Origin of the sequence: Marinomonas shanghaiensis, from assembly GCF_003259175.1 — a bacterium.
GTDB lineage: Bacteria > Pseudomonadota > Gammaproteobacteria > Pseudomonadales > Marinomonadaceae > Marinomonas > Marinomonas shanghaiensis.
In genome coordinates this window covers 1-486 of sequence record NZ_QGOK01000056.1, presented here as the reverse complement: position 1 = coordinate 486, position 486 = coordinate 1, and the positions used below count along the sequence as shown (strand labels likewise).

The window sequence follows — 486 nt, the reverse complement described above, 5'->3', positions numbered from 1 at the left end:
CTTAGTGTAAGGCCCAAAAACAAACTCATCATGATCAGCAAACTTGTGGTCTTTGACTTTATCAATGTAATAAAAAGCACAGATACCATCTGGACAGGCATAAACAGACAAATAGCTATCGTTTGATGCTATCTGCTTGGGGTCATCGATACGCCCAATATAAGTGCCTTCACCAAGATGATAGCCCAGCGCTTTACTGCCATCGATATAATAGACTTCATAGGGAGATTCTTGCCAAGACGAAGAACATCCCAAAAGACTTAACGTAACCAATAGTAAAAAATATTTCATAAACTTCCTTGTGTGTGAAAAGTGGCTATTGCTTCATCGTCTTCTAATAAATCACACTACTTGTGCTGTTAATTGTACTACTAAAAAGTCAAATACTTGGAATAACTGGCTTTTAAGTGGGTGGCTTGTTTATCACGAAACCAATCGATGAAACGAAAAATGCCCACCCTATTTTTCATCTGATCCTAAATTATG

At 37.4% G+C, this 486-nt stretch carries 1 protein-coding gene; it reads right to left on the bottom strand.

The window, feature by feature from the left end:
* Window positions 1-291 (bottom strand): hypothetical protein (locus tag DKT73_RS19970; protein ID WP_111640277.1); only part of this gene is annotated, 291 nt, incomplete at its 3' end.
* Window positions 292-486: the final 195 nt, after the last annotated feature.